The organism is Aeromicrobium sp. 9AM (assembly GCF_902506105.1).
Lineage (GTDB): Bacteria > Actinomycetota > Actinomycetes > Propionibacteriales > Nocardioidaceae > Aeromicrobium.
Window position 1 is genome coordinate 1,863,063 of the sequence record NZ_LR733304.1, and the last position, 24,727, is coordinate 1,887,789.

24 protein-coding genes are annotated in these 24,727 nt (G+C 68.9%); 3 read left to right on the top strand and 21 right to left on the bottom strand.

The features are described from left to right. Positions 1–50: 50 nt before the first annotated feature. Positions 51–818, top strand: a complete 768-nt coding sequence (locus BOSE46_RS15510; RefSeq protein ID WP_159541093.1) for a DeoR/GlpR family DNA-binding transcription regulator — start codon at positions 51–53, stop codon at positions 816–818. On the opposite strand, the gene BOSE46_RS15515 is transcribed toward BOSE46_RS15510, so the two are convergent. From BOSE46_RS15515 to BOSE46_RS15600, 18 genes are all read right to left on the bottom strand, one after another. Then, a complete protein-coding gene (locus tag BOSE46_RS15515; protein WP_159541094.1) occupies positions 815–1,831 on the bottom strand; it encodes a cytochrome d ubiquinol oxidase subunit II in 1,017 nt (338 codons plus the stop codon). The two genes, BOSE46_RS15510 and BOSE46_RS15515, sit on opposite strands and share 4 nt — an antisense overlap. Beyond that, complete coding sequence (locus BOSE46_RS15520) at positions 1,828–3,231, bottom strand: cytochrome ubiquinol oxidase subunit I (RefSeq protein WP_201299648.1); 1,404 nt, start codon at positions 3,229–3,231, stop codon at positions 1,828–1,830. The genes BOSE46_RS15515 and BOSE46_RS15520 overlap by 4 nt, the downstream gene beginning before the upstream one ends. A 136-nt stretch (positions 3,232–3,367) precedes the next feature. Next, a complete protein-coding gene (locus BOSE46_RS15525) occupies positions 3,368–4,528 on the bottom strand; it encodes a trans-acting enoyl reductase family protein (protein WP_159541095.1) in 1,161 nt (386 codons plus the stop codon). Positions 4,529–4,561: 33 nt separating this feature from the next. Then, positions 4,562–5,833 carry an ATP-dependent Clp protease ATP-binding subunit ClpX gene (clpX, locus tag BOSE46_RS15530; RefSeq protein WP_159541096.1) on the bottom strand — a complete coding sequence of 424 codons (1,272 nt, stop codon included), beginning with the start codon at positions 5,831–5,833 and terminating at the stop codon, positions 4,562–4,564. A gap of 131 nt (positions 5,834–5,964) precedes the next feature. Then, a complete protein-coding gene (locus tag BOSE46_RS15535) occupies positions 5,965–6,567 on the bottom strand; it encodes an ATP-dependent Clp protease proteolytic subunit (RefSeq protein WP_159541097.1) in 603 nt (200 codons plus the stop codon). Then, positions 6,564–7,142, bottom strand: a complete 579-nt coding sequence (locus BOSE46_RS15540) for an ATP-dependent Clp protease proteolytic subunit (RefSeq protein WP_159542852.1) — start codon at positions 7,140–7,142, stop codon at positions 6,564–6,566. The genes BOSE46_RS15535 and BOSE46_RS15540 overlap by 4 nt, the downstream gene beginning before the upstream one ends. 130 nt (positions 7,143–7,272) lie before the next feature. Continuing rightward, positions 7,273–8,049 (bottom strand): TIM barrel protein, encoded by a 777-nt coding sequence (locus tag BOSE46_RS15545; RefSeq protein WP_236551771.1) that lies wholly within the window; start codon positions 8,047–8,049, stop codon positions 7,273–7,275. Next, complete coding sequence (locus BOSE46_RS15550) at positions 8,046–9,053, bottom strand: Gfo/Idh/MocA family oxidoreductase (RefSeq protein WP_159541099.1); 1,008 nt, start codon at positions 9,051–9,053, stop codon at positions 8,046–8,048. Before BOSE46_RS15550 ends, BOSE46_RS15545 begins: the two co-directional genes overlap by 4 nt. Before the next feature lie 8 nt (positions 9,054–9,061). Further along, entirely contained in the window at positions 9,062–10,051 is a 990-nt protein-coding gene (locus tag BOSE46_RS15555; RefSeq protein WP_236551772.1) for a Gfo/Idh/MocA family oxidoreductase, read from the bottom strand. Beyond that, positions 10,048–11,199, bottom strand: a complete 1,152-nt coding sequence (locus BOSE46_RS15560) for a Gfo/Idh/MocA family protein (RefSeq protein WP_159541100.1) — start codon at positions 11,197–11,199, stop codon at positions 10,048–10,050. Before BOSE46_RS15560 ends, BOSE46_RS15555 begins: the two co-directional genes overlap by 4 nt. After that, a complete protein-coding gene (locus BOSE46_RS15565) occupies positions 11,196–12,074 on the bottom strand; it encodes an ATP-binding cassette domain-containing protein (RefSeq protein ID WP_201299649.1) in 879 nt (292 codons plus the stop codon). The genes BOSE46_RS15560 and BOSE46_RS15565 overlap by 4 nt, the downstream gene beginning before the upstream one ends. Next, on the bottom strand, positions 12,071–13,162 hold the full coding sequence (locus BOSE46_RS15570) for an ABC transporter permease (RefSeq protein ID WP_159541102.1): 1,092 nt from the start codon (positions 13,160–13,162) through the stop codon (positions 12,071–12,073). Before BOSE46_RS15570 ends, BOSE46_RS15565 begins: the two co-directional genes overlap by 4 nt. 99 nt (positions 13,163–13,261) lie before the next feature. Beyond that, entirely contained in the window at positions 13,262–14,224 is a 963-nt protein-coding gene (locus tag BOSE46_RS15575; protein WP_159541103.1) for a sugar ABC transporter substrate-binding protein, read from the bottom strand. An 88-nt stretch (positions 14,225–14,312) separates the two neighbouring features. Continuing rightward, entirely contained in the window at positions 14,313–16,226 is a 1,914-nt protein-coding gene (iolD, locus tag BOSE46_RS15580) for a 3D-(3,5/4)-trihydroxycyclohexane-1,2-dione acylhydrolase (decyclizing) (protein WP_159541104.1), read from the bottom strand. Positions 16,227–16,305: 79 nt separating this feature from the next. Further along, complete coding sequence (iolB, locus tag BOSE46_RS15585; RefSeq protein WP_159541105.1) at positions 16,306–17,151, bottom strand: 5-deoxy-glucuronate isomerase; 846 nt, start codon at positions 17,149–17,151, stop codon at positions 16,306–16,308. After that, the gene (locus BOSE46_RS15590) at positions 17,148–18,041 is read right to left on the bottom strand and encodes an aldolase (RefSeq protein ID WP_159541106.1); all 894 of its coding nucleotides are present in this window, start codon (positions 18,039–18,041) and stop codon (positions 17,148–17,150) included. Before BOSE46_RS15590 ends, iolB begins: the two co-directional genes overlap by 4 nt. After that, entirely contained in the window at positions 18,041–18,964 is a 924-nt protein-coding gene (gene iolC, locus BOSE46_RS15595) for a 5-dehydro-2-deoxygluconokinase (protein WP_159542858.1), read from the bottom strand. The genes BOSE46_RS15590 and iolC overlap by 1 nt, the downstream gene beginning before the upstream one ends. A 20-nt stretch (positions 18,965–18,984) precedes the next feature. Beyond that, positions 18,985–19,878: a TIM barrel protein gene (locus tag BOSE46_RS15600; RefSeq protein WP_159541107.1), complete on the bottom strand. Its 894-nt coding sequence runs from the start codon at positions 19,876–19,878 to the stop codon at positions 18,985–18,987. A gap of 122 nt (positions 19,879–20,000) precedes the next feature. Here BOSE46_RS15600 and BOSE46_RS15605 point away from each other — a divergent pair, with 122 nt between their 5' ends. Together BOSE46_RS15605 and BOSE46_RS15610 are read left to right on the top strand one after the other, a co-directional pair. Further along, positions 20,001–20,738 (top strand): GntR family transcriptional regulator, encoded by a 738-nt coding sequence (locus tag BOSE46_RS15605; RefSeq protein WP_159541108.1) that lies wholly within the window; start codon positions 20,001–20,003, stop codon positions 20,736–20,738. Between the two features lie 75 nt (positions 20,739–20,813). After that, a complete protein-coding gene (locus BOSE46_RS15610) occupies positions 20,814–21,455 on the top strand; it encodes a flavin reductase family protein (RefSeq protein WP_159541109.1) in 642 nt (213 codons plus the stop codon). On the opposite strand, the gene BOSE46_RS15615 is transcribed toward BOSE46_RS15610, so the two are convergent. Genes BOSE46_RS15615 through tig form a run of 3 tightly spaced genes read right to left on the bottom strand, consistent with a single transcriptional unit; the run spans position 21,446 to position 24,635 of the window. Continuing rightward, positions 21,446–21,922 carry an SRPBCC family protein gene (locus BOSE46_RS15615; RefSeq protein WP_159541110.1) on the bottom strand — a complete coding sequence of 159 codons (477 nt, stop codon included), beginning with the start codon at positions 21,920–21,922 and terminating at the stop codon, positions 21,446–21,448. The genes BOSE46_RS15610 and BOSE46_RS15615 overlap by 10 nt on opposite strands. Before the next feature lie 28 nt (positions 21,923–21,950). Beyond that, complete coding sequence (locus BOSE46_RS15620) at positions 21,951–23,210, bottom strand: triacylglycerol lipase (protein WP_159541111.1); 1,260 nt, start codon at positions 23,208–23,210, stop codon at positions 21,951–21,953. 57 nt (positions 23,211–23,267) lie between these two features. Further along, positions 23,268–24,635 carry a trigger factor gene (gene tig, locus BOSE46_RS15625; protein ID WP_159541112.1) on the bottom strand — a complete coding sequence of 456 codons (1,368 nt, stop codon included), beginning with the start codon at positions 24,633–24,635 and terminating at the stop codon, positions 23,268–23,270. Positions 24,636–24,727: the final 92 nt, after the last annotated feature.

Consider the following 24,727-nt stretch of genomic DNA (forward strand, 5'->3'; position numbering starts at 1 on the left):
CAGCGAGCAAAGCCACACAAAACCACGTCCAGTTGATCCGGGAGCCCGTTGTGTATGCCGCAGAACGCCAGCAGCTTCTCGCCGAGCGCCTTCAGCATGACGGCCGCCTCGCGGTCATCGACCTCGCCGAGGAGCTGGAGGTCAGCAGCGAGACCATTCGGCGCGATCTGGCGGTGCTGGAGCGCGAGGGCGTCGCCCAGCGCGTGCACGGCGGTGCCGTTGCGACCCGTGCCCTGACGATCCTGGTGCCCAACCTGGCACAGCGTGAGGTCGTCCACGCCGAGCAGAAGCGCCGCCTGGCGCGCGAGGCGGCCCGCCTGCTGCCGGAGGCCGGCGGCAGCGTCGTCCTGGACGCCGGCACCACCTTGAGCGGCCTCATCGACGCCTTTCCTCTCGACCGCAGCCTGACCGTGATCACGCACGCGATCCCGGCGGCCGCCAAGCTCATCACGATGCCGTCCGTCTCGCTGCACGTGCTCGGCGGACAGGTCGACGGTGCCACCGCCGCCGCAATGGGTCCGGCCACGATCGACGCGCTCGCTGGTCTGCGGACCGACGTGTGCTTCCTCGCGACGAGCGCCGCGTCGACGGCGCACGGGCTCAGCACCCCTGACCCTGATGAAGCAGCCGTCAAGCGTGCCCTTGTCAGGTCAGCCCGCAAGGTCGTGGCGGTGTTCGACTCGTCGAAGTTCTCGCTCGATCACGTGTTCTCGTTCGCCTCCTACGACGACCTCGACGTCGTCGTCACCGACACGGATGCAAGCGACGAGGATGTCAGCGCTCTGCGTGCCCACGGAGTCGAGGTCGTGCGGGCCTAGCCCGCCGGCTCGTGCGACTCGGTCCAGCGCTCGCTCTGGGTCAACCAGAACAAGTAGGTCAGGGCCGGCACGACGATGACGCCGGCGAGGCCCACCACGACCAGGAGCCCGGCGAGGGTCGCGTCGGCGCCCGCAGCAGCCGAGATCTTGACCTCGTCGACCAGCATCCAGGGATATTGCGCGACGCCCCAGCCGATCACGACGGCCGCGACCGCCACGACCGCTGCCAGTCGCGCCTGGGAGAACCGTCGGACGTACAGGAGGATCAGAGTCGCGAGCCCGGCCAGGGCGGAGACCACGATGACCGGCGCGGCCGGTCCGAGCAGCCGGTCACTGAGGGTCGGCGAGTCGTGCTTGATCGGGACCAGCGCGGCGAACACGACGATCCCGGTGACGACGCCGACGCCGATCGTACGGATGCGCAGCGTCTCGCTCAGTGAGCCATGGCCCGAACGCGCGGCGTCTGCAGTCAGGAAGACTCCCGCGAGGAAGGCGCAGGTGCCGACCGCTATCAGCCCGCCGAACAGCGAGGTGGGGTGCATCCACGAGCTGAGCTGGTCGCCGTTGCCCTCGGCCGGCACCCGGCCCGACGCGACCGCGCCCGCGGCAGCACCGAGGAAGAACGGCGTGATGAGCGACGAACCGGCGAATACCGCGCCGAAGAGACGCGCCTGCGCCAAGGTCGCAGAGTACTTGCGGAACGCGAAGCTGGCCCCTCGCAGCACGATGCCGACCAGGGCCAGCGCGAGTGGCAACGTGAGCGTCGTGGTCGCCGCGGCGAAGGTCTCGGGGAAGCCGGTCCACCAGATCACCAGGATGTAGATCAGCCACACGTGGTTGGCCTCCCACACCGGGCCGATGCTGTGGTCGATCAGGACACGCAGCTCTCCGCCACGTTCAGAACCTCCGGCCGTCAGGTCGAAGAACCCCGAGCCGAAGTCGGCGCCGCCGAACAGGGCGTACAGGACGATGCCGGCGAACATGGCGATGGCGACGACGACCGCGAGACTCATCGGGCACCCGCCTCGTCGACCGTCGCGCTGCCGGGCCCGTACGGGCTCGGCAGGTCCTCGTCGCCGGCGCGCCATCGCCGCGCCATCGAGCGCAGGACGACGAACGCGCCGATCGTCATGCCGACATAGACCACGACCGCGGCGGCGTAGCTCCACCACAGCCCCGCGCTCTGGCTGGCGGCGTCCTCGGTGCGCAGGATGCCCCAGACGACCCACGGCTGGCGGCCGACCTCGGTCGCGATCCAGCCGGCCTCCATCGCGAGGATCGCCAGCGGACCGGCGACGACCGCACCGCGGAGGAACCAGCGCTTGGCCAGCGGATCATGGCCGCGCCAGCGGGCGAGCCAGAACAGCACCACGACAATCGCCAGCAGCGTGCCGATGCCGACCATCGACTGGAACGCCAGGTGGGTGATGTTGACCGGTGGCCGATCCGCCGACGGTACGGTGTCGAGCCCCGGCACGGGCTTGTCGAACGAGTTGCGGGCGATCAGGGACCCGATCTTGGGGATGTCGATCGCCCCGTGCACCTTGCCGTCGATCAGCACGCCGCCGAGGCGCAGCGGGGCCGGCTGCTCGGTCGCCGTCGCCAGCTCGAACGCCGCCAGCTTCGACGGCTGGGTCTCACCGACACGGAGGCCCAGGATGTGGCCGATGAACGGCTGCACGAGCGCCGCGACGGTCGCGAACACGAACGGCACCGTGAAGCCGAGGCGGTGATGGGCGTCGACTCGACCTCTGAGCATGCCGGCGGCATACACGCCTGCGACGACGAAGCCGACGACCATGAACGCGGCGAACCACATGTGCGCGAACTGCAGGTAGACACCGTCGTTGAACATCGCCCGCCACGGGTTGACGTCGGTGACCTCACCATCGACCAGCTTGAACCCTGTGGGGTTGTTCATCCACGCGTTGACCGAGATGACGCAGAACGTGCCGACCACGCCCGCGATGGCCATCGGGATCAGCATCATGAGGTGCCGGCGGGGCGGCATCCGGTCCCAGCCGTAGAGGTAGATGCCGAGGAAGATCGCCTCGACGAAGAACGACAGACCCTCGAAGGCGAAGGGCAGGCCGAGGACGTCGCCGAACTTGCCCATCAGCCCGGGCCACAGGATGCCCATCTCGAAGCTCAGCACCGTGCCGGAGACTGCCCCGATGGCGAACAGCACGGCCGACACCTTGGCCCACCGCTTGGCGAGGCCGAGGGCGACCGGGTCCTCGCGGACGATGCCCCGCCGGTGCACGACGTAGATCATCGTCGGGAAGGCCACCCCGAAGCACGCGAGGATGATGTGCCAGCCCAGCGAGAGTGCCATCTGCTCGCGGGCCGGGAGCAAGCCCGGAGGGGCATCGCTCGAGGTCAGGACGGTGGTGATGACTCCGGCGAAGTCCATGTCTTCACCCTACGTCTGGGCGCTCGGCAAACCCCGTCGCGTGGGTGTGAGAAGGTCCGCGCGACGAATATGTCACATCGCTTCGGCTCGCAAGAGCTCGCCTCACGGCGCTCCGCGCCTAGCGCGTGGATGGCCACTACGCGGCGGTGACGGTCCGGAACGTGATGCCGGCCTTCTGCAGACGCTCGATCAGCGCATCGCCCATGGCGACCGCCGTGGTGGTCTGACCGGCGACGTCGGGCAGGTCGTCGTACGCCAGGCAGAGGGCCGACTCGCTGAGCATCTTGGACGTCTCGGTGTAGCCGGGGTCGCCGCCGGTGACCTCGGCGCGAACCTTCTGGCCGCCGCCCTCGGCGAAGACCGTGAACGTGAACCAGGACTTCTCGCGCTTGTCCTCCGAGGGACCGGCGCCGGGATCCTTGAGCTTGAGCAGCAGTGCGCGGGTGGGCGGGAGTTGTGCCCCGGCGAACGCCACGCCGAGCCCGAGACCCGATGCGGCCAGCATGCGGCGGGTCTTGAAGTGCGCGAAGTGCGAATAGGTGAACTCCGGGCCGTACCGGTCGAGCGACCGGGCCGACCGCAACACGATCTGCGGGTCGATCGTCGGCATCGGGACGCCCCAGCCGCCCAGCTCCGGCGCCTTGCCGACCTTGCCGGACCCGCGGACCTTGCGGCCGTCGGGCCTCGGCTCGGCCTTGCGACGGGCAGCGGCGACCTTGCCGGACTCGCGCATGGACGAGAACTGATTGATCGCGGAGTGATAGGTGCCGCCGGAGAACTCCGCATTGGCCCGGATGTAGCCGCGCACCTGGATCGGGACATCCTTGGGCAGCTGCTCCACGGCGTACAGCACGCCCAGGTCGTACGGGATCGAGTCGAAGCCGCAGGCATGGATGATCCGTGCGCCGGTCTCCACGGCACGATCGTGGTACTTGAGCCACATGTCGTCGACGAACTGCGGTTCGCCGGTCAGGTCGACGTAGGCGATGCCGGCCTCGACGCTCGCCTTGACCGCCGCCTCGCCGTACTTGAGGTAGGGACCGACGGTCGTGACCAGGACGCGGGTGCTGCGGGCGAGCGCGGTCATCGAGTCGGGATTGCTGATGTCGGCCGAGATGATCTCCGGGCGCACTCCCCCGAGCCGTTCGATCCGGTCGGCGACGGCCTCGAGCTTGGCCTGGTTGCGGCCGGCGATCGCCCATGACCCGCCCGGCGGCAGGTGCTCACCCAGATAGTCGGCGGTGAGGCCACCGGTGAATCCCGTGGCTCCGAGCAGGGCGATGTCGACTGAGGTCATGCAGCCAACCTACCGACGGTATGGCTGGGGAGGCTAGGAGGCCTTCTTGGCGACTTCGTCGTGGGTCAGGATCGTCGGGCCCTCGGTGCCGGCCACGGTCGCGTCGGTCACGATGACCTTGGCGACGTCGTCACGGCTCGGGATCTCGTACATGACCGGCTCGAGGACCGCCTCGATGATCGAGCGCAGTCCGCGGGCACCCGTGCCCCGGGCCAGCGCGAGGTCGGCCATGGCCTCAGCCGCGTCGGTGCTGAACTCGAGCTCGACGCCGTCGATCTCGAACAGCCGGACGTACTGCTTGGTCAGGGCGTTGCGGGGCTCGGTGAGGATCGCGACGAGCGCTTCCTTGTCGAGGTTGTCGACCGCGGCGATGACCGGCAGACGGCCGATGAACTCGGGGATCAGCCCGAACTTGAGCAGGTCCTCGGGCAGCACCTTGGAGTAGAGCTTCTCGGGCGCGACGGCCTTGCCGATGTCGACCTGGCCGGTGTTGAAGCCGAGGCTGGTCTTGCCGCTGCGCTGCTCGATGATCTGGTCGAGACCGGCGAACGCGCCGCCGACGATGAACAGCACGTTGGTCGTGTCGATCTGGATGAACTCCTGGTGCGGGTGCTTGCGGCCGCCCTGCGGAGGAACCGATGCCGTGGTGCCCTCGAGGATCTTGAGCAGCGCCTGCTGCACGCCCTCGCCCGACACGTCACGCGTGATCGAGGGGTTCTCGCTCTTGCGCGAGATCTTGTCGACCTCGTCGATGTAGATGATGCCGGTCTCGGCCTTCTTGACGTCGTAGTCCGCGGCCTGGATGAGCTTGAGGAGGATGTTCTCGACGTCCTCGCCGACATAGCCGGCCTCGGTCAGGGCGGTCGCGTCGGCGATCGCGAACGGCACGTTGAGCATGCGGGCCAGGGTCTGCGCGAGATAGGTCTTGCCGCACCCGGTGGGACCGACGAGCAGGATGTTGGACTTGGCCAGCTCGACCTGGTCGTCCTTGCTACGGGAGCTGCCGACCTGCGCCTGGACCCGCTTGTAGTGGTTGTAGACCGCGACGGCCAGGGACTTCTTGGCGCCGTCCTGACCGATCACGTAGCCGTTGAGGAAGTCGTAGATCTCGTGCGGCTTGGGCAGCTCGCCAAGACTCAGCTCAGCACCTTCGGCGAGCTCTTCCTCGATGATCTCGTTGCAGAGGTCGATGCACTCGTCGCAGATGTAGACACCTGGTCCGGCGATGAGCTTCTTGACCTGCTTCTGGCTCTTTCCGCAGAAAGAACACTTCAGCAGATCGGCCGTTTCACCAATGCGTGCCACGTGGAGAGTCCCTTCTTGGTTCTGCGCGGTGTGAGCCGGAGCCGGCCCGTGACCGGGAGAGCAATATTTTCACCCTAGCGGCGAATGTGTGCTGCGTCTCGGTCACGGCGCCGGTTGTCATAGGCGTGTCGTCAGACTGCCGGGACCTTGAGGGTCTCGAGGACCTCGTCGATCAGGCCGTACTCCAGTGCCTGGGCGGCGGTGAGGATCTTGTCGCGGTCGACATCCTTGCTGACCTCCTCGACGGGCTTGCCCGACGCGTCGGAGATCATCTTCTCCATCAGCTCGCGCATGCGCAGGATCTCGTTGGCCTGGATCTCCAGGTCGGAGATCTGTCCGCCGGTGCCCTCGGTGTAGGGCTGGTGGATCAGGATGCGGCTGTTGGGCAGCGCCAGACGCTTGCCGGGCGTGCCTGCGGCGAGCAGCACGGCGGCGGCCGAGGCAGCCTGGCCGAGGCAGATCGTCTGCACGTCGGGCTTGAGGTAGCGCATCGTGTCGTAGATCGCCGTCAGCGCGGTGAACGAGCCGCCGGGGCTGTTGATGTAGATGCTGATGTCGCGATCGGGGTCCATCGCCTGGAGGCACAGCATCTGGGCCATGACGGCGTTGGCGACGTCGTCGCTGATCGGCGTGCCGAGGAAGATGATGCGGTCCTCGAACAGCTTGGCGTAGGGGTCGATGCGGCGGAAGCCGTAGGACGTGCGCTCTTCCCACTGGGGAATGTAGTAGCTCATGATGTGAGGTCTCCTGCGCTCGCGACGACGTGATCGATCAGTCCGTACTCCTTGGCCTGCTCCGGCGTGAACCACCGGTCGCGGTCGGAGTCGAGCTCGATCTGCTCGACAGTCTGACCGCTGTGCTGGGCCTGCAGCTCGTTGAGCTGCTTCTTGAGCAGCAGGCTCTGCTGCGCCTGGATCTTGATGTCCGACGCCGAGCCGCCGATGCCGCCCGAGGGCTGGTGCATCATGATGCGCGCGTGCGGCAGGGCGTAACGCTTGCCGGCCGTGCCCGCGGCGAGCAGGAACTGGCCCATCGAGGCAGCCAGGCCCATGCCGAACGTGGCGACATCGTTGGAGATGAACTGCATCGTGTCGTAGATCGCCATGCCGGAGTCGACCGAGCCGCCCGGCGAGTTGATGTAGAGGTAGATGTCGGCCTGCGGATCCTCTGCGTTGAGCAGCAGCATCTGGGCGCAGATCGCGTTGGAGTTGGAGTCGCGGACCTCGGAGCCCAGGAACACGATGCGTTCCTTGAGCAGCCGCTGGTAGATGTGGCCATCGAGATCCGAGGGGCCGGCCTCGCCGGCCATTCTCGGCGACATGGGGCTGTGGGTATCCGGTGTGTTCACGTCCCCAAACCTAGACGGCCCGGGGATCGAACACACGCGAAAACACGGCTGTTCGCTGACAGCGTGAACGCCGCGCCGGAGATCGACGGCGTCAGAGCGTGAACGCCTCGCGGAAGCGCTCGAGGGCGACGTGGGAGTCGCCGCTCGCGTACGCCTCCATCGCCACGACGCCGTCGTACCCGGCATCGGCGAGCGCGCGGGCGACGAACGGCCAGTTGACCTCGCCCGTGCCCGGCTCGCAGCGACCGGGTACGTCCGCCACCTGCACCTCGCCCAGGTGCGGTGCGGACCGACGGATGAGCTCGACGAGGTTCCCCTCGCCGATCTGCGCGTGGTAGAGGTCGAGGTTCATCTTGACGTGCGGGCTGTCGACCGCGGTCACCAGCGCCAGAGTGTCGGCGGCGCGCCCGAACGGGGTGCCGGGATGGTCGACCTCGGTGTTGAGGTTCTCCAGGACGAACGTGACGCCATGCCGCTCCCCCAGCTCCGCGACGCGCGAGAGCGTACGTTCGGCGGCCAGCCACATGTCGCCGGTCACCACCTCGACCGGGCGTACGGGAATGCCACCGTCACCGAGGCCGGTGCCGTGCAGGTTGAGGGTCGGGCAGTGGATCGCCTGCGCGAACGGGATCGACTGCTCGGCCGTGCGGAGCAGGTCGTCGGCTCCGTCAGGCGTGATCAGGTCGCCCGTGACGTAGCCGGTCATCGAGGTGAACGTCGCGCCCGTGGCCGCCAGCGCTGCGGCGTCCTTGTCGTTCCATCCCCATATCTCGGCGGCAAACCCCGCCGCATGGATCCGATCGATCCGCTCCAGCAACGGGAGCTCGGTGAACACCATCTCGGCGCAGACGGCCAGGGTGAACGTCACGCGGGGACCTGCGCCCGGGTGCCGGACTGGTGCGACTCGATGCATGCCTGCGCGATCGCGAAGGCGGCGCGGGCGTCCTCACCAGTCACCGACGGCGTACGCCCCTCGCGGATCGCGGTCGCGAACTCGGCGAACTCTCCCGTGTAGGCGTCGATCATGAGCTCGGTGTCGCCGTGTGCCGTCGCCGCAATCCGCCCCGTCGCGTCGTGCAGGCGCATCGACGTCGTGGCACCCTCGCCGGCGGTCACCATGCCGGCCGAACCGAGCACCTCGCCGCGTACGTCATACCCGTAGGCCGCCGCGAAGCTCGCCTCTGCCGTTGCGATGGCACCGTTGTCGTACCGGATCACGACCGTCGCGTGGTCCAGCAGCGTCGGGTGACCGGGCGCCGTGAGCGAGTCGGCTGTCGCGACGACGTCGACGGCTCGCGCGCCCGGGTTGAGCCAGTTGAGGGTGTCGAAGTCGTGGATCAACGTCTGGGTGAAGACGGTCCACGGCGGGACTGCATCGGGATCGGCCGGCCCGGCGCCCGGGTCGCGGGTCAGGGAGCGCAGCTGCCGGACCGTACCGATGCGGCCGGCGACGATCGCGTCGTGCGCGGCACGGAAGTCGGCGGCGAAGCGGCGGTTGAAGCCGACCTGGAACGCCACACCAGCCTGAGCCGTCGCCGCGATGCCGCGCTCGATCTCCTCGAGGCTCATCCCGGCGGGCTTCTCGGAGAACACATGCTTGCCGGCGCCGGCAGCGGCGACGATGAGCTCGGCGTGCGCGGTGGACGATGCCGCGATGACGACCGCATCGACGTCATCCGCCGCGAAGACCGCCTCGGGCGACGACTCGCCGCGAGCGTGCAGTGGTTCGGCGAGCGCTGCGGCGACACCGGGACGGGGGTCGGCCACGGCGACCAGCTGTGCCTCCGGGACGCGGCGGGCGATGACGGTGGCGTGGGACGCGCCGATGCGCCCCGCTCCGATGAGTCCGATCCGGACGGGTGTGAGAGTCATCGAGGTTCCTAGGCGTAGAGGTCGGGCCGCGGATCGAGGGAGACGTTCTGGCGTCCGCCAGCGGTGAGTGAGGCGACACCCGCCGCGGCGACGACGTTCGCGACGTACCCGTCCCAGGCGCTGGGACCGTGCACCACGCCGTTGAGCGCGTCCTCGGCCCAGGCGCCGAGCTCCAGCCGGTACGCGTCGGAGAACCGGCCGATGAAGTCGTCCCGCACGCGTACGCCGTCGAGTCCGGCCTTGCGCAGGCTCGAGGGCGTCGGCGGCACGAGCGACACGGTTCCCGAGGTGCCGACGAGCTCGCACCGGACGTCGTAGCCGTACGCGGCGTTGACGAACACCTCGACCGACACCAGGACGCCCGAGCGCATCTGGATGGTGGCCAGCTGGGGATCGCGCAGGCCCTCCGCGACCGGGGACTCGACCCGGATGCTCGCGACCTCGTCGTCGAGCAGCCACCGGACGATGTCGAGCTCGTGCACCATCGAGCCGGTGACGATGCCCTCGCTGGTGGAGCTGGTGTGCGAGGAGGCGTTGCGGTGGATGCAGTGCACCATGCGCGCGTCGCCGATGTCGCCGTTGCGCAAGGCGTCGCGCATCTCCCGGTAGCCGGGGTCGTAGCGCCGCATGAACCCGAGCTGGACGAGTTGACGACCGGCCGCGACCTCGGCCTCGACGACCGATAGCGAGTCCTCGGCGGTCACGGCGAGCGGCTTCTCGCACAGCACGTGCTTGCCGGCGGCGATGCAGGCCTTGGCGAGGTCGGCGTGCGTGTGGTCCGGCGAGCAGATGATGACCGCGTCGACGGCCGACGAGTCGATCAGCGCCTCGGCCGACCCGGCGACGCCGGCGTAGACCGGCTGCGCGACGGCGTAGGCCCGCTCGACGTCGAAGTCGTAGACCTCGGACACCCGCGCTGCCGGGATGGCCGTCGAGATCGTCCTGATGTGGTCGGCGCCCATGGCACCCACCCCGATGACGCCCACACGGAGACTCACAGTGCGACCCACTTTCGTTCGTCGGCCGACACGATCATCGCGTCGACGGTGCGCGCCGCGATGAGCGCGTCGTGGATGGTGGCCCCGTGCGGCTTGCCGTCGGCGATCGACTGCACGAGCCGGCGGGCCTCGATGACCTTGAGGTCGTCGAAGCCCATGGGGTTGTTGGCTCCGGGCTGGAAGGCCGCGAGCTCGCCGTCTCCCGGAGCGACGTAGCGCGTCGCGTAGAACGCGTCCTGGTAGTCCTGGTCGAGGCAGACCTGCAGCTCACCCATGCGCCGGAAGTCCCACTTCAAGGCGCCCGTGGTGCCGTGCACCTCGATCCCGTACGTGTTCTGCTCCCCCACCGCGGACCTGCTGGCCTCGAGGATGCCGCGCGAACCGCCGGCGAGGCGCAGGAGGGCGGAGACGTAGTCCTCGTTCTCGACCGGTCCCATCGCGCCCGAGCCGCGCTCGTAGTGCATCGCACCGGGCCGGGCCTCTGGACGCTCGGGGATGAACGTCGCCCGGTCGGCGATCAGCTCGTCGATGTCGGCCACGACGTAGCGGACGAGGTCGGCCGCGTGGCTGACGAGGTCGCCGAGCACGCCACTGCCGGCGAACTCGTTCTGGAACCGCCACGACAGGGCGCCGTCGGGGTGCGCGGCGTAGTCGGACACGAAGCGTACGGACGTGTGCTCGACGGTGCCGAGTCGTCCGGAAGCCACGAGCTCGCGCGCCAGCTCGACGGCCGGGGCGTTGCGGTAGTTGAACCCCGCCGCGCTCTGCACGCCGGCGGCCTCGACGGCCGCGACGATCTCGGCGGTCTCGTCGGCGTTGCGGCCCGCGGGCTTCTCGACCCACAGGTGCTTGCCGGCCTGCGCCGCGGCGACTGCGACGTCACGGTGGATGAAGTTGGGCCCGGTCACGCATACAAGATCGACATCGTCGCGGGTCACCAGCTCACGCCAGTCGGTGAGCTGGTGCTCGAACCCGAAGGCCTGCGCAGCGCGTTCCGTACGGTCGTCGTCGGCCGTGTCGGCCACCGCGACGAGCCGCGGCCGCAACGGGCTGTCGGTGTAGTGCTGCGTGAGCCGGCTCAGCGCCCGGGCGTGGACCTGGCCCATCCAGCCCAGGCCCACGATGCCGACGCGGAGCTCTGCCGTCACGTGATGTCTGCCTTCAGCTCCTGCGCGATCGCCGAGTCCGCACCCATCGTCTCCGCGAGCTCGTGGGCAAGCGACTCCAGCTCCTCGCCGCCGGCCATCATCGCCGTGAGGTCCTCGAGCGTCAGGTCGGCCTTGGGGAAGTCGCCCATGCTCTTGCCACGCCGCAGCAGCATGAACCGGTCGCCAACCGGATAGGCGTGGTGCGGGTTGTGCGTGATGAACACGACGCCGAGACCGCGCTCACGCGCCTTGGCGATGTACTTCAGCACGACACCGGACTGCTTGACCCCCAGAGCCGCGGTCGGCTCGTCGAGGATCAGCACGCGCGCGCCGAAGTAGACCGCACGGGCGATCGCGACGCACTGCCGCTCGCCGCCGGAGAGCGTGCCGATCGGCTGCTCCACGTCGCGCAGGTCGATGCCCATCGCCGACAGCTCGGACTTCGTGGTGCGCTTCATGAAGTCGATGTCGAGCTTCTTGAGCGGACCGACACCCTTGGTGATCTCGCTGCCGAGGAAGAAGTTCCGCCACACCGGCATCAGCGGAACCACAGCGAGGTCCTGGTAGACCGTCGCGATGCCCAGCTCGAGGGCGGCACGAGGGCTCGACAGCGTGTGGTCCTCGCCGTCGATCAGCAGCTGGCCGTCGGTGTGCTCGTGGGCACCCGCGAGGATCTTGATGAATGTCGACTTGCCCGCACCGTTGTCACCCAGCACGCAGGTCACCTCGCCGGCACGCACGGACGTCGAGACGTCGCTCAGCGCGATGATGTTGCCGTAGCGCTTGCCGATGTCACGCACCTCGATGATCGCGGTGCCGCGCGGTGGCGGGGCGTAGACGTTGGTGACCGGTGATGCTGCTTCGTTCTCGCTCATCGTGCTGTCTCCGCCCGTTTGCGAACCCATTCATTGAGGAGCACCGCTCCCAGCAGCATGACGCCGAGAAACGCCTTGAGCCAGTTGTTGTCCCAACCGGCGTAGACGATGCCCTGGCTGACCATGCCGTAGATCAGGGCGCCGAAGGCGGCGCCGATCGCCGAGCCGTAGCCGCCGGTCATGAGGCAGCCTCCGACCACGGCGCAGATGATGTAGATGAACTCCTGACCGACGCCGGTGTTGCTCTGCACCGTCGACGTCGTGAAGATCAGCAGCATGCCGACGAGCCAACCCGCGCCCGCCGTCGTCATGAACAGGCCGACCTTGGTCTTGAAGACCGGTACGCCGATCTGACGGGACGCCGTCTGAGCGCCGCCGACGGAGAAGATCCAGTTGCCGGTGCGCGTACGCAGCAGGATCCACGTCGCGAGTGCCGTGACGCCGACCCACCAGAACACCGACGCATTGATCGTCAGTGGACGCGACCAGTCGAAGTCGAGCCGCATGAAGCCCAGATTGAGGTTGAACCAGTGCGGCTGGACCTCGAGCGCCGAGCCGAAGACCCGCTTGGCCTGGTCGTAGAAGGGCACTTGTGTCATGCCCTGGATCGCGACCTGCCCCGTCAGGGCCTTGGTGCCGGCGAGGTCGATGCCCTGCAGGACGAAGAACGTACCGAGGGTCACGATGAAGCTCGGGAGCCCGGTCCGCATCACCAGGATGCCGTTGACCGCGCCGATCACGAGGGCCAGCAGGAGCGACACGAGGATCGCGGCCCAGATGTTGACGCCGTACTCGCGGGTCAGCACTCCGACGACGAGGCCGGTGAACCCGGTCATCGCGCCGGCGGAGAGGTCGAACTCCCCGCCGATCATGAGGAGTGAGACGGCGACGGCCATGATGCCGATCGTCGAGGCGCCACGGAGCCAGGTGCTCGACCCGCTCGGGGTGGCGAACGCGTCGGTCGTCAGGGCGAAGAACGCGAAGATCACGATGGCCGCGACGAGCGCCCCGATCTCCGGGCGTTTCAGCAGCTTGGTCAGGGTCGACGTACGCGCGATGCGCTCGTCGTCCACGGTGGCTGTGGTCATGGGTGGCTCCGTTCGTCGACGCCGCGAGGTGGTCGTCGAGCCTGCGTATGAGTGAGGGTGAGTGGCCGGGGCCCGGCTGGTGCCGGGCCCCGGCTCAGCTCAGCGTGTTCCGTTGGCCGCGTACTTCAGGACAGCAGCTGCGTTGTCCTTGGTGATGAACGCCGGTCCGGAGTTGATCGGCTGTCCGCCACCGATGTCGTTGCCGTTGATCGACTTCAGGTAGAGACCCGTGACACCCAGGAAGCCCTGGACGTACGGCTGCTGGTCGACCGCGAACAGGATCGTGCCGGCCTGGATGTCCTTGATGACGTCCTCGGAGAGGTCGAACGTCGCCACCTTGGCGCTGCTGCCGGAGTCCTTGACGGCGCCGACGGCGTCGATCGCGTACTGGCCACCGAGCGTCAGCACGGTGTCGATCGACTTGTCGGCCTGCAGCTTCGAGGTGATCGTGGACTGCACGGCGCTGTCGTCGGTGCCGTCGACCTGCAGGTTCTGGACCTTGCCGCCGAACGTCTTGGCGACCGCGGCGCAGCGCTCCTCGAGGCCGATGTTGCCGGCTTCCTGGATGACGCAGATCGCGTTCTTGAGGCCCTCACCCTTGAGCCGCTCGCCGACTGCCTCGCCGGCGATGGTCTCGGTCTGGCCGATGTGGGTGATCGCGCCGAACGCCTTGAACTTGTCGACGCCGGAGTTGATGGTGATGACCGGGATGCCCGCGGCGACGGCCTTCTTGACGCTGTCCTCGATGCCGTCGGGGTTGGCCATCGAGACGACGATGCCGTCGACCTTGTCGGCGACTGCTCCGTCGATGAGCTGTGACTGCTTGGCGGGGTCGCCGTCCGAGCTGTACTCGACCTTGACGCCGTAGTCCTTGCCGGCCTGCTCGGCACCTGACTTGACCCGGTCCCAGAAGGCGTCACCCGGCGAGCCGTGCGTCACGACCGCGTACGTGTAGTCCTTCTTTGCGGTCTTGTCCGTACCTTCGTCGCTGCCCGTGCCGCTGCATGCGGCGAGCAGGGCGCCGGCAGCAACGATCGCGCCGACAATCTTGATTCTCTTCATGTGGTGGTGTTCCTTCTCTTCTCGGGGCCCGGCGCCATTGTGCCGTCGGGAAGTTGGTGGGGGCGAGGCAGTCCTCGCTGAGGTGCGCTCATGCCGAGTCCTCGCCGTCGCGCGGGGCGAGGTGGCTGCGCTGGTGGGTCTTGTGCTCCTCGTACGCCGTGCGGGCCTGCTGGGTCGAGTCGAGCGCGGAGACCTCGGCCACTGGGACGTCCCACCATGCCGGACTGTCCGGGGCGGGAGCCAGCGGGTCGGTCTCGACGTGGATCACGGTCGTCCGGGTCGACTGCTTGGCCTTGAGCACCGCCGTGCGGAAGTCCTCGATGCCGGTCGCGGTCAGCACGTCGGCGCCGAGGCTCGCGGCGTTGGCGGCGAGGTCGACCGGCAGCCGGTCCCCGTCGAGGCCGGTCTCGGTGCGATAGCGGTACTGCGTGCCGAATCGCTGCGATCCCAACGACTCCGAGAGCGCGCCGATCGAGGCGAAGCCGTGGTTCTGCACCAGCACGACGATGATCTTGACGCCCTCGGCGACCGCCGTCACGAGCTCGGTGTTCATCATCAGGTAGGAGCCGTCGCCGACCATGACGAACACGTCGCGTTGGTCGTGCTCGTCGAGCGCGGCGAGCTTGACCCCCAGGCCGCCGGCGATCTCGTATCCCATGCAGGAGAACCCGTACTCGACGTGATAGCCCTTGCGGTCGCGCGTGCGCCACAGCTTGTGCAGGTCGCCGGGCATCGAGCCGGCCGCGCACAGCACCACGTCGCGGGGGTCGGACAGCTCGTTGACGGCGCCGATGACCTGGGACTGGGCCGGCAGGGGCTGATGATCCTGGACGTACGCGGCCTGGACGATCGCGTCCCACTCCCCCGCGAGCTGCGTCGCCCGTGCGGTGTGGGCGCTGTCGACGGACCAGCCGTCAAGGCCCTCGGTGAGCGCACGCAGGCCCTCGCGGGCGTCGGCGACGAGACTGGTGGCAGCGAGTTTGTGCGAGTCGAACGCGGACACGTTGAGGTTGACGAACCGCACGTCGTCCGCGGCGAACACCGTGCGCGAGGCGGTCGTGAAGTCGCTGTAGCGCGTACCGACGCCGATCACGAGGTCCGCCTCCGCAGCGAGGGTGTTGGCAGCCGTCGTGCCGGTCGCACCGATCGCGCCGACGGACCGCGGGTGGTCGTAGGCCAGCGCACCCTTGCCGGCCTGCGTCTCGGCGACCGGTATGCCCGTCGCCTCGGCGAACTCGCGCAGTGCGTCGTTGGCGCGACTGTAGGTGACGCCGCCACCGGCGACGATGAGCGGCTTGCGGGCGTCGCGGATGGCAGCGACAGCACGCTCGAGCGCTGCCGGCTCGGGCACCGGCCGGGCCACGTGCCAGACCCGGCGGACGAACAGCTCCTCGGGCCAGTCCCACGCCTCGGCCTGTACGTCCTGCGGCAGCGCGAGCGTCACGGCGCCCGTCGCTGCGGGATCGGTGAGCACGCGCATCGCGTTGAGCAGCGCCGGAGCAAGCTGCTCGGGCCGGTGCACGCGGTCGAAGTAGGCAGAGACCGGCCGGAAGGCGTCGTTGACCGAGATGTCGCCGTTGGCCGGGTCCTCGAGCTCCTGCAGCACGGGGTTGGCGACCTTGGTGGCGAACGTGTCGCCCGGCAGCAGCAGCACCGGCAGCCGGTTGATCGTCGCCAGAGCCGCGCCGGTGATCATGTTGGTGGCACCGGGACCGACCGATGCGGTGACGGCCATCGTGGCGAGGCGGTCGCGCTGTCGGGCGTACGCCACGGCGGCGTGCACCATGGCCTGCTCGTTGCGGCCCTGGAGGTAGCGCAGGTGTGACGGCTCGTCGGCGACCTCACGCTCCAGCAGCGCCTGGCCGACGCCGGCGACGTTGCCGTGCCCGAAAATGCCCCAGCAGCCGGCGAAGAAGGCGTTCTCGACGCCGTCACGCTCGACGTGCTGGGCCTCGAGGAAGCGCACCAGGGCTTGCGCCACGGTCAGACGGACGGAAGTCATGCCGTCACCTCCGATGAAGAGCACACGGTACGGCGGCGCCGGCATGAACCCTGTCCCATGATTCGCTCGCTGCGCTCGCTCATACGAGCGCCTCCTGCCCGAACGGCAGTCGCGGGTCGACCGGCTGGTCGGCCCAGGTGTCACGGACCCACGTGTGGGCCGGGTCGTCGCAGATCAGCCAGGCACGCTCGGCGCCGGGGCCGGCCATGACGTTGAGGTAGTAGAGGTCGTAGCCGGGCGCCGCGATCGACGGGCCGTGCCAGCCGTGCGGGATCAGGACGGCGTCGCCGCTGCGGATCTCGGTCGTGACGTTGATGTCGGCACCATCGTGGCCGTAGACCCGCTGGAACCCGATGCCGGGGCCGTTGGGGCCGTCCGCGACCTCGAACCAGTAGATCTCCTCCAAGGCGGTCTCACCGTCGCGCTCCTCGTCGTGCTTGTGGGGAGGCCACGACGACCAGTTTCCGCCGGGCGTCAGCACCTCGCAGGCGATGATGCGGTCCGCCTCGAGGACACCGGGGATGCCGAAGTTGTTGACCTGCCGGCTGGACTGGCCCGCGCCGCGCAGTTCGACCGGAACGTCGGCCTTGGCCAGGTAGGCAGGCGCGAGCCGGTTGTCGCAGCGCGACGAGGCGAGGGCGAAGCGGCCTCCGGACTCGCTGCTGACCGACAGCTCGGCGTCGCGAGGGGCGTACACCACGTCGCTCGGCCCGGCGAACACGCTGGTGCGGCCCTCCAGGTCGTACGTGTGACCGTCGACCGTCACGACGGCTGAGCCGCCGAGTGACAGCACGACGTACTCGGAGCCCTCGGTGGCCAGTGCCTGGCTCTCGCCGGCGGCGAGCTCGACGATGCGCAGCCCGCTGTAGCCCCAGCCGGCAGACTCCGGCGTGATGTCCTGGGCCGAGCGCACCACGTACGTCATGAGCGAATCATCTCAACGGTCGCGTCGACGGCCGCCTCGACGTTGCCGTCGGGCGGGAACAGCAGGGTGCGCCCGACGACCATGCCGCGGACGTTCGGGCTGGTCAGGGCCTTGGACCAGGCGGCGAACTGAGCACCCTGGTCGGCCGAGACCTCACCGCCGAGCAGCACGACCGGCAGGGTCGTGGCGGCCAGCACCGACTCCATGTCGTCGACCACGGGGAGCTTGAGCCACGTGTACGCCGACGTGCTGGCGAGCCCCGCCGCGACCGTCGCGGAGCGGACGACCGCCTCGGTCGTCAGGTCGTTGCGGATGCGTCCCGAGGCGTCACGACGCGAGATGAAGGGCTCGACCATCGCCATCACCTGGTGCGCCGCGAGCTCGTCCACCGCATGGGCGCAGGCCTGCATCGTCGCCGGGGTCGCGTGGTCCTCAGGGTCGATGCGGAACAGCATCTTGCCGCCCTGGTAGCCCGCTGCCGCGATCGCGCCGGCGCCGTAGCCGGTGAACCGGTCGTCGATCTCGAAGACCGTGCCGGCCAGGCCGCCGCGGTTCATCGACCCGATGACGACCTTGCCCTCGAGGGCTCCGAGCAGCAGCAGGTCCTCGATGACGTCAGCCGTGCCGAGCACGCCGTCGACACCGGGGCGCTCGAGCGCGCGGACCATACGGCTCAGCAGCTCGGCCCGGTCGCCCATCGCGAGCGCGTCGTCGCCGGCCCGGAGGGCACCGCGGGCCGGGTGATCGGCCGCGACGAGCAGCAGTCGGCCCGTCTCCCCCGCGAGGCTGGTCGGCTGTTGCCGGCTCGCAGCGAGCTCGGCAATCCGTTCCGGATGGAGCGCACGCGTCGTCACGACGCGTGCGATGCTCTCGGCGTTCACCGCGGTCATCAGACTTTCCCCCGTTCGAGCACCGCGGCGACTTCGCCTGCGGTGGGCATGGCATCGGCACACGAGAGCTGTCCGGCGACGTACGCGCCGGCAGCGTTCGCGAACGCCAGTGTGGTCGTGAGGTCCCAGCCGCTGAGCAGGCCGTGGACGAGTGAGCCGCCGAACGCGTCGCCGGCGCCGAGGCCGTTGACCACGTCGACGGGGACGGGCGGCACGACGACGGACTCCTCGCCGCGTACGCCCAGCACACCGGCGGGGCCCTGCTTCACGACAGCGAGCTCGACGCCGGTGGCCCGCAACGCCTTGGCGGCGGCCTGCGGGTCGGTCTCGCCGATCGCGACCTCGCACTCCTCGCGGTTGCCGACGGCCACCGAGACGTATGGGAGGGCGGCCTGGATCTGGGCGGTGGCCGCCTCGGCGGACTCCCAGAACATCGGGCGGTAGTCGAGATCGAGCACCGTGATGCCCCGCTTGCCGCGCGCCTCGAGAGCGGCCAGGTGGGCAGCGCGACTCGGCTCCTGCGACAGCCCGGTGCCGGTGACCCAGAAGACGTCGGCGGCACGGATCGCGTCGAAGTCGAGCTCGTCGACGTTGATCTCCAGGTCCGGCGCCTTGGGCTCACGGTAGAAGTAGAGCGGGAAGTCATCCGGCGGGAAGATCTCGCAGAACGTGACCGGCGTCGGCAGGCCGGCGACGGGTGTCACCCACGTGTCGTCGACGCCGAAGCCCTGCAGCGCAGTGTGGATGAACCGGCCGAACGGGTCGTCGCCCGTACGCGTGATGGTGGCGACCCTGTGGCCCAGCCGTGACGCAGCCACCGCGACGTTGGTCGAGCTGCCGCCCAGGAACTTGGCGAACGAGGTGACGTCCTCGAGGTGGACGCCGACCTGCTCGGGATAGATGTCGACGCCGACGCGTCCCATCGTGATGAGCTCGAACGAGGTCACGCCAGGACAGCCTTCAGGTAGTCCAGGCTGGCGCGGACGTCAGCGATCGGGCCCTCGCCCTCGGGCTCGCCGTCCTTGAACATGACGTCCTGCTCCAGGACGTACCAGCCGTCGTAGCCGGCGCCCTGCAGCGCCTCGACCATGGCCTTGACGTCGACATCGCCGGTGCCGAGCACGCGCCACATGCCGTCGGCGACCGCGTCGGAGAAGGTGATCTCCTTGGCGACGACCTTGGCCGCCTTGGCGGCGTCGACGTCCTTGAGGTGCACGTGCTTGACCCGGTCGAGGTTGGCGAGCGAGATCGCGACGGGGTCAGCCCCCGCGGCCTTGAGGTGGCCCGTGTCGATGCAGAAGCCGATGTGCGATCCGTCGACGACCCGCTGGACGTCGTCGGCGTCCTCGACCATCGTGCCGATGTGGGGGTGGATCACCGCGAGCACGCCACGCTCCGCTGCGTGGTCTGAGATGCGGTCGAGGTTGGTCAGCAGGGTCTTCCACTGCACGTCGTCGAGCACCGGCCGCTCGTCATAGCCGTCGTGTCCGGTGGAGGCGGCGAGCACCACGACACCGGCACCGGTCGCGAGGCAGCTGTCGATGAAGACGTCGACCTCGGCGATGGGCTCGTGGGCCGGGTCGTGCAGCAGCACGGGGAGGAATCCGCCGACGGCCTCGAGTCCGTACGTCGCGAGGAACGTCGCCTTGGCCTCGGCGTCCTCGGGGAGGAATCCGTCGGGTCCGAACTCCGTCGCCGTGAGCCCCAACCGCTCCATCTCGGTCATGACGCGCTCGGGCGGCATCTGGTAGCCCCAGTCGGGCACCTCGCACACCCCCCAGGAGATGGGAGCACCGGCCACTCGGGGGCCGGTCTGACGCAGGTCGCTCGCGGTCATGCTGTTCCTTTGCGGGTTTGTGCTGACAAACTATCAAGAGCGAGTGTGGCGCTCCTCACAAGCCGTGTCAACCCTTTGTCCTGACATATTGACGTCTAGTCATGAACGGATACATTGTCCGCATGCCAGGCCCCAGGTTCACGCTCGACCGGTCGAGCCCCGTGCCCTTGTACTTCCAGGTGGCCGAGCAGTTCGAGCAGGCCATCCTGAGCGGCGAGATCGCGCCGGGAGAACGCATCGACAACGAGATCGCGCTCGCCAAGGACCTCGGGCTGTCGCGCCCGACCATGCGCCAGGCGATCCAGGTGCTCGTCGACAAGGGCATGCTCGTGCGCAAGCGCGGCGTCGGCACCCAGGTCGTGCACGGCAAGATCCGTCGCTCGGTCGAGCTGACCAGCCTGTTCGACGACCTCAGCGCCGCAGGGCAGAAGCCGCGTACGGAGGTGCTCGCGGTCGGCAAGGTCGCCGCCGAGGAGGACGTCGCGCACGAGCTGCAGCTCAAGGTCGGTGAGGACGTGTGGTCGCTCGAGCGCCTGCGCTACGTCGGCAAGCAGCCACTCGCCGTGATGCACAACTTCATCCCCGTCGACGTGGTCGACCTCGACGCCGTCGACCTGGCGAAGACCGGCTTGTACGCCCACATGCGGTCGTCCGGGATCCTCATGCGCGTCGCCCGCCAACGCATCGGCGCACGTGGCGCCGGCGCGGAGGAGGCGGAGCTGCTCGGCGAGAAGAAGGGCGCTCCCCTGCTCACGATGGCCCGCACGGCGTACGACAACGCCGGCCGCGCCGTCGAGTACGGCCGGCACGCGTACCGCCCCGACCTGTACGCCTTCGAGCTCACCCTCGTCGATCGCTGACGCTGCTCTCCGCCACTGAAACGTCACGTCCGAAACCCGCCGGTCCGCACGGCGGAACTCCCTGACGATGGATGCATGACCGTGACCACGCAGACCCTCGACCCGCACACCGTGATCGACCCGGCGATCCTCTACTTCGGCACCCCGGTGGTGCTCCTGACGTCGGTCAATCCCGACGGCAGCAGCAACATCATGCCGATGTCGTCGGCGTTCTGGCTCGGGCACACCGGCGTGCTCGGCATCGGTGCACGGTCGCAGACCGCGGCCAACCTGCAGCGCAACCCCGACTGCGTGCTCAACCTGCCGTCGGTGGAGCTCGTGACCGAGGTCGACCGACTGGCGCTGACGACCGGCCGGAGGGACGTGCCGCCCGCCAAGGCGGGGCGCGGATATGCGTACGAGCCCGACAAGTTCGCGCGAGCAGGTCTGACGGCGCTGCCCTCGGACACCGTCGCCGCAGCCCGCATCGCCGAGTGCCCGGTCAACCTCGAGGCGCACGTGGTCGACTCGCACCCGGTCGGCGACGGCGCGCTGATGTTCGAGGTGCACGTCGACCGGGTCCACGTGCACGAGGCGATCCGCATGCCCGGCACCGACCACCGCATCGACCCCGATCGCTGGCGGCCGCTCATCATGAGCTTCCAGCACTTCTACGGCCTCGGCGACCGCGTCCACCCGTCGCGCCTCGCGAGCATCGACGAGGAGTTCTACCGCTGAGCCTCGACCTCGGACCTGATCGTGGCCAGCGTGCGGTCGATGCCGTCGAGCAGTTCCGCGTCGTGTGAGTCTGCGCCACCGAGGGCGTACCGGGCGGTCAGACGTACGCTCAGCGACGGGTTGGGCAACGCCGTCCGCCGCTCGGTCAGCTCGGTGCCGCCGTCGACGGGCTCGATCTCGTAGGACCAGTCGACGTTGGTCGGCCACACGTGGAACCGGAAGACGCCACGGCCGTTGTCGTTGGCCGGCGGCTTCCACTGGACGATCCGGCTCAGCGTCGGCCAGGCGAAGCCCTTGCGCCGGTTGAGGTTGAGCCCGCGGCGGCCGACTCGCGGCTTGCCGAACAACCACATGCCGACGAGCTCAGGGCTGCGACGCGGCATGGCCTTGACGTCCGAGACCGCCGCCCACACCTCGTCGGGCGTCGCGGCGATCTGGATGCTCGACTCGAGCGGGGGTTGCCCCATGGTTCGGTCCTCTCGGTGCGTACGACGCTCAGGCGCGCCGCGGTGCGGCGGGCAGTGCGCGCACGTTGCGCGTACGGGAGTTGAGCCACTCGACGAGCCAGTCTCCCACCTGGGGGTGGTTGAGGAGCGCGAAGTGGTGGGCGCTCGGCAGGTACTCGAACGTCGCGCCGTCGACGATGGGCCCCGCGCGACCGACACCGGTCGCCGACGAGAAGTGCACCAGCAGGTCGCCGAGCACGGCGCTCAGCGGGTGGCGCTGCGAGGCACCGAGCGTGGCCGCGACGAAGTGGTACTCCGCGAGCGGCAGCGGCGCCGCGGCGATGCGATCGAGGCCCCACTGACCCGTGAGGTCCTGCCCTTCCCACTCGTCCTTGGTGATGTAGCCGTGGCGCAGGTCGACGATGCCGGCCGAGCGGCTCTCGAGGATCGAGCTGAACGGCGTGGACTCCGGCCAGAAGCGCAGCAGGCGGGAGCCGAGGTGAGCGACCTTCTCGAGGTTCGCGCCCGCATGCGGGGTGCCGAGGCACACCACGTCGCGTACGAGGTGCTGCCACGTCTGCCCGGAGGCGGTCGCATGGTTCGTCGCCGCGCGGGCGACCAGGCCGCCCATCGAGTGACCGACGAGGGTGATGCGCGTGACCGGCACGGGCCACGACTCCACGACCTGCTGGAGCAGCGCGTCGAGATGCTTGCCGTTCTCGGAGATGTGCAGCCCGGTGTTGTAGCGGATCATCACTGGCGTGCCGTCGGTCTCGGCCAGGATCCGCTCGGCGTACGTCGTGCCGTGCACCTTGGCGCCGTTGGCCCACGACTCGTCGTTCTCGCACAGCCCGTGCAGGAACACCACGGGATGGCTCGTGCCGTCACGGAATGCCTCGGCGAGGGGCCACGACGTCGCGGGCACGTCCTGGCCCTCGGACCGGATCGCCATCGTGATCGCCTGCGGGTCGTCGAGCATGCGGAGCTCGTCGCCGATCAGGCCGTTGACCGCCGCGACCACGAGCCGGCCCCGCCGGGTGTCCTCGATCGGCCGGCCGATGCCGCGCGTCGCGAGCGCCCGCACTGAGCCGCTCGAGACGCGCAGGACGCCGGAGATCGCGCCGTAGACCGACGTGACGACGGCATCGTGCAGCGACTCCGGGACGTGACCGCCCACGACCCGTGTCGCCTTGAACATGCGGGAGGCGACGGCCGAGTGCAGGTCACGTACGGTGCCGACGATCAGGCGGTCGCTGTAGTCGAGAGCCAGCGCCGCGACGTCAGTCGTCCGTGCAGGTTCATCGGGCATGTGTACATACTGCCGGTATCCGAACCGAAAATGAACTCCCACGCGGGGAGTTATGCATCACGCCTCGGCGGGAGCCTCTGCGTCATCCGCCTCGTCGCCGTAGGTACCGTCAGCGCGCAGCTTGGACAGCTCGATGACGTTGCCGGACTTGTCCGTGACCTTGGCCGACTCCACGAGCGACGCGAGCGCCTTGCCGCGCAGCACCTCGCTCACCATCTCGGGCACGTGGTTGTGCTCCATGATGTGCTGGATGTACGCGTTGGGGTCCTCGCCGGACTGCTGGGCGCGGCGCATGATGTGCTGCGACAGCTCGGCGTCGTCGATGCCGAACTCCTCGTTGGCGACGATCTGGTCGAGCACGAACTGGGCGATCAGCGAGTCGCGCACGCGCTTCTCGAGGTCGGCCTCGAACTCGTCGATCGTCTGCTTCTCGTCATCGAGGTAGGTCTGGAACTCGACCCCGGCCATCGCGAGCTGCTGCTCGATCTGCTGGCGGCGGCTGTCGATCTCCTCGGTGACGAGGTTCTCCGGCAGCGGCGCGTCGATCTTGCTGACGATCTCGTCGAGCACCAGGTCGCGGGCCTCGTTGGCCTGCTCCATGCGCTTGCCGCGCGTGACGCGGTCGGTCAGGTCGGCACGCAGCTCGTCGATCGTGTCGAACTCGGACGCGGTCTGGGCGAACTCCTCGTCGAGCTCGGGGAGCTGCTGCTCCTTGACGTCCTTGACCGTGACGGTGACGTCGACGTCCTTGCCGGCGAGGTCGCCGCCGACGAGCTTGGTCGTGAAGGTCTTGGACTCGCCGGCCTTGAGGCCGATGAGTGCCTCGTCGAGGCCGTCGAGCATCGTGGCCCGGCCGATCGTGTAGGGCATGCCCTCGGCCTGAGCCGCCTCGATGTCCTCACCGTTCTGCGAAGCCGACAGGTCGATCGTCAGGAAGTCGCCCTCGGCGGCAGCACGGTCGACCTCGGCGAACGTGGCGAAGCGCTCGCGGAGCGCCGTGAGCTGCTCCTCGACGTCGTCGTCGCCGACAGCAGCATCCTCGACGGTGACCGCGATGGTGGAGATGTCGGGCAGCTCGAGCTCAGGACGTACGTCGAGCTCGGCGGTGACCTCGATGGGCTCGCCGTCCTCGAACTTCGACAGGTCGATGTCGGGCTGGCTCAGCGGCTGGATCTTGGTGTCCTGCAGGGCCTGGCTGTACCAGCCGGGCAGTGCGGAGTTGATGGCCTCGTCGAGCACCGCGGTGCGGCCGACCCGCTGGTCGACGATCGCCGCGGGGACCTTGCCCTTGCGGAAGCCGGGGATCGTGATCTGCGAGCCGATGGTCTTGTATGCGGCGTCGAGGCTGGGCTTGAACTCCTCGAACGGCACCTCGATGGTGAGCTTGATCCGGGTCGGGCTCAGTGTCTCGGTGGTGCTCTTCACGTGACTGATCTCCTGCATGATCTCGATGCTTGACGGTGGGGGCTGCCGCGGACGTACGCCCGGCGATTGCAGCGACGTACCAGTCTCTCACG

Excerpts from the sequence above, each read along its gene's own strand:
- BOSE46_RS15515 (WP_159541094.1), bottom strand. The coding sequence starts at position 1,831 with ATGAGTCTCGCGGTCGTCGTCGCCATCGCCATGTTCGCCGGCATCGTC.
- BOSE46_RS15520 (WP_201299648.1), bottom strand. The coding sequence starts at position 3,231 with ATGGACTTCGCCGGAGTCATCACCACCGTCCTGACCTCGAGCGATGCC.
- BOSE46_RS15525 (WP_159541095.1), bottom strand. The coding sequence starts at position 4,528 with ATGACCTCAGTCGACATCGCCCTGCTCGGAGCCACGGGATTCACCGGT.
- BOSE46_RS15535 (WP_159541097.1), bottom strand. The coding sequence starts at position 6,567 with ATGAGCTACTACATTCCCCAGTGGGAAGAGCGCACGTCCTACGGCTTC.
- BOSE46_RS15540 (WP_159542852.1), bottom strand. The coding sequence starts at position 7,142 with ATGGCCGGCGAGGCCGGCCCCTCGGATCTCGATGGCCACATCTACCAG.
- BOSE46_RS15550 (WP_159541099.1), bottom strand. The coding sequence starts at position 9,053 with ATGACTCTCACACCCGTCCGGATCGGACTCATCGGAGCGGGGCGCATC.
- BOSE46_RS15565 (WP_201299649.1), bottom strand. The coding sequence starts at position 12,074 with ATGAGCGAGAACGAAGCAGCATCACCGGTCACCAACGTCTACGCCCCG.
- BOSE46_RS15570 (WP_159541102.1), bottom strand. The coding sequence starts at position 13,162 with ATGACCACAGCCACCGTGGACGACGAGCGCATCGCGCGTACGTCGACC.
- BOSE46_RS15575 (WP_159541103.1), bottom strand. The coding sequence starts at position 14,224 with ATGAAGAGAATCAAGATTGTCGGCGCGATCGTTGCTGCCGGCGCCCTG.
- iolD (WP_159541104.1), bottom strand. The coding sequence starts at position 16,226 with ATGACTTCCGTCCGTCTGACCGTGGCGCAAGCCCTGGTGCGCTTCCTC.
- iolB (WP_159541105.1), bottom strand. The coding sequence starts at position 17,151 with ATGACGTACGTGGTGCGCTCGGCCCAGGACATCACGCCGGAGTCTGCC.
- BOSE46_RS15590 (WP_159541106.1), bottom strand. The coding sequence starts at position 18,041 with ATGACCGCGGTGAACGCCGAGAGCATCGCACGCGTCGTGACGACGCGT.
- iolC (WP_159542858.1), bottom strand. The coding sequence starts at position 18,964 with ATGGGACGCGTCGGCGTCGACATCTATCCCGAGCAGGTCGGCGTCCAC.
- BOSE46_RS15600 (WP_159541107.1), bottom strand. The coding sequence starts at position 19,878 with ATGACCGCGAGCGACCTGCGTCAGACCGGCCCCCGAGTGGCCGGTGCT.
- BOSE46_RS15605 (WP_159541108.1), top strand. The coding sequence starts at position 20,001 with ATGCCAGGCCCCAGGTTCACGCTCGACCGGTCGAGCCCCGTGCCCTTG.
- BOSE46_RS15610 (WP_159541109.1), top strand. The coding sequence starts at position 20,814 with ATGACCGTGACCACGCAGACCCTCGACCCGCACACCGTGATCGACCCG.
- BOSE46_RS15615 (WP_159541110.1), bottom strand. The coding sequence starts at position 21,922 with ATGGGGCAACCCCCGCTCGAGTCGAGCATCCAGATCGCCGCGACGCCC.
- BOSE46_RS15620 (WP_159541111.1), bottom strand. The coding sequence starts at position 23,210 with ATGCCCGATGAACCTGCACGGACGACTGACGTCGCGGCGCTGGCTCTC.